The sequence below is a fragment of the Bacillus sp. P4_D3 genome (assembly GCF_056401855.1).
In genome coordinates, this window is record NZ_JBFUIN010000374.1 from 1 (window position 1) to 3073 (window position 3073).

Here is a 3073-nt window from a genome sequence, read left to right on the forward strand (position 1 = left end):
GTTTCTAATATACTTAGCTCTCGATGTGAGAGTTGATTCGCTTTTTCTTTCACGACAAACACCATTAATTTTCTATTTTTTATAGCAGCACAGTCAGCCGCCTTTTGAATATCGGGAGAAAGATCGCTTGTCACGAGTATAATCGTTACGGGCTCATAAATTTTTCTTAATTCCATTTCTACACTCTGGGAGAGCGGGAATACACTGTCTGCTTGTACTTTCGCTAAATGACAAAAGATTTGCTGCAACTGAGTACCTCCATTGTCTAAAGGGAAAATAGTTCGTTCTTTTCCGACAGACACGAATGACGCTGGTGAATTTTGCTTCAAGACAGCCCTCACAATAGAGGCAGTAAACGTTACGACTGATTCGAATAGAGGGGACTCAGTTCTGTCCATGAATATCATGATATTATGGCTGCGCTGTTGTTCAAACTCTTTCGTCATAATATTGTTTGTTCGTGCAGTTGCTTTCCAATCAATCCATGAAAAGCGGTCACCAGGTTTATAGTCTCTGACACCGACAGAGACTGTAGAGTCTTTTGCTAAATTTATATTTGCTGAAAGCGCTCCTTGTTCGAAATGATTTTCCAATTGTCGATACGTTATATCTACGTACTGGGGATAGATTAAAAATGTATCTGGAACTGAAAAAGTTACTTCTTTCTCCATCATACCGAATAGATCGCCAGTTTTGACACGTACGCTTGAAAAAGTGTGCTCTCCTCTAGGGAGTGTGTCAATCACATATTGAAACGAAATATTTCGTTTTAATCCTGGAAAGAGTATTACCTTATTCATCTTTGTTTGTATACAACTTGTAAATTGTGATGGCAGTTCATCTTCTATAACTAAATAAAGTAAGGGAAAAGGAAATTTTCTTTTTATTGTAATAGTGCTTGAAAATTGTTCTCCTGCTACATATTCGTTTTGGTTTGTTATTCGTTTTACTTCAGCATCCCGTAAAGCGTAGAAGGGGAGTAGTAGTGAATAAAGACCAATAGGAATCGTACTGTAAAACAAAAACCAACTTACAAATCCTCCTTGAAGCATAGCGTACACAAATGTTAAGACTAGGCATAAAGGGATTAGCGATAACTTGGTAACGTGATATAGTGCTCGTAGTATTCGTTTCATCAAAGGTTCGTCGTCCTTTGAGTTGGCACGGTAGTTCGTGCAACGATTTTGGCGATAACTTTTTCTCCTGTTATTCCTTCAAATCTTGCTTCCATTTTTAGAATGAGTCTGTGAGCTAAAACGTAAGGAGCTAAAAATTTAACATCGTCTGGAATAATATAATTTCTACCATGGATGAATGCATAAGCCTGTGAAGCTTTCATTAAAGCAATTGAGCCGCGTGGACTTGCACCTAGCTGTATAGAACTATAAGTACGAGTCTGAGTAACAAGCTTTATAATGTAATGCTTGATTGCTTTGTCCATGCTTACTTCCCGTACGCTTTGTTGTAAATAAAGTAATTCTTTTATTGTAGTAATAGCTTGTAAATGGGAGAGTGGATTTGTTTTTTCCATCCGGTTTAAAATTTCAAATTCTTCTTCTGGTGTAGGATATCCCATTCTTAGCTTCAACAAGAAACGATCGAGCTGAGCTTCTGGTAAAGGGTATGTTCCCTCATATTCGACCGGATTTTGTGTAGCCATTACAAAGAACGGTTTTGGTAACGGTCTTGTAATGCCATCTATTGTGATAGTGCCTTCTTCCATACTTTCAAGTAAGGCAGATTGTGTCTTTGGAGATGTACGATTAATTTCATCAGCAAGTACAAAATTCCCCATAATTGGTCCAGGCTTAAACTCAAATTGGAGCTCTTTTGGATTGTAAATAGAAACACCTGTTACATCTGACGGCAGTAAATCAGGTGTGAATTGAATCCGCTTGTAATCGGCATCAATTGATTTAGAAAGAGCACGTACTAGCATTGTTTTCCCGACACCGGGAACATCTTCTAATAGTACATGACCTTCAGCTAAGAGAGCTGTCAAGACTAAGATCGTTTCTTTTCGTTTTCCGACCATTAATTTTTCAATAGTGTTGATTATTTTTTCTACAATGGGATGTAATGAATCAATCTGGGGCATCGTAATCCTCCTAGTTTTATTATCGTTTTCTAATCTATTTAGTGGACAATAGAATTTATCCCTCTATTTGCGGGTAGTAAAACTCTTATCTTAAATTCTGAGAATATTCAGATTATTTATTCCGATTACAACTAGTATAATTGTTTCCATAACTAAGGGCAATACAGTAAATAATGATTTGTAGTTTTATATAAAATATGTCTTGATATAAAATAGTAGCGCTGAAAAAAAATAAATTCCTTACGTACAATAAAACAATAGGATAATCCGTGTCAGAAGGTGACGAATATTTATTATTTATATATAATCATGGGTTATCGAGAGTATTGTCGGTAAAGAAGAGGAGGGAAGGGAAGGATGACCTTGGTGACCAAAATAAATAGCGTAGAAATCCCTACGCGTAAAGGTTAGATACATATATCATATGTCTTGTGATTAAAATTTATATGAAATAATAAATAAAGCCGACTGCATGTAGAGGCCAGCCACTTAAATTATTACAATTCTTTATTTTTCTCTTTTTTTAATTCTTTTCGTTTAGCTAACCAAATATGAATTAATTCTACCAATTCCATTGTTTCTATCTCACAATATTCACCTTTACCATCTTCGGCTAAATTGTCTAGCACAGTAGTTGTGTCGTTCCGAATTTCTAAACCGCAAATGTTGCCATTTACTACTCCGTAATTTTTTTCTCCGTTTAAAACACTATATATTTCTTCTAAAATCCAATCTTCAAAAGCAGAAACTTCAACTCCTAAAAAAGTTTCAACAAGTTTAATTTCTTGAGGAAGTCTCATAACTAAATCTCTATTGTTAAGTACTTCAAAACTATATGGATATTTCATTACTATTCTACTCCTTTATACTAGCATCACTCTTGTCCTATTTAAATTATAGAAAAAGTAGATTATTATGAAACTCATCTACCCAATAATTCTCTGATTCAGGTATTAATTCAGTGAAACCTTCATA

3 protein-coding genes are annotated in these 3073 nt (G+C 35.2%); all 3 read right to left on the minus strand.

Annotation, left to right across the window (positions count from 1 at the left end; translation table 11 throughout):
- Window positions 1–1136 (minus strand): DUF58 domain-containing protein (locus AC1DTM_RS21280; RefSeq protein WP_477000812.1); only part of this gene is annotated, 1136 nt, incomplete at its 3' end.
- The gene (locus AC1DTM_RS21285) at window positions 1136–2098 is read right to left on the minus strand and encodes an AAA family ATPase (protein ID WP_477000813.1); all 963 of its coding nucleotides are present in this window, start codon (window positions 2096–2098) and stop codon (window positions 1136–1138) included. The genes AC1DTM_RS21280 and AC1DTM_RS21285, both read right to left, overlap by 1 nt.
- 497 nt (window positions 2099–2595) lie before the next feature.
- Window positions 2596–2946, minus strand: a complete 351-nt coding sequence (locus tag AC1DTM_RS21290) for a hypothetical protein (protein WP_002202208.1) — start codon at window positions 2944–2946, stop codon at window positions 2596–2598.
- Window positions 2947–3073: the final 127 nt, after the last annotated feature.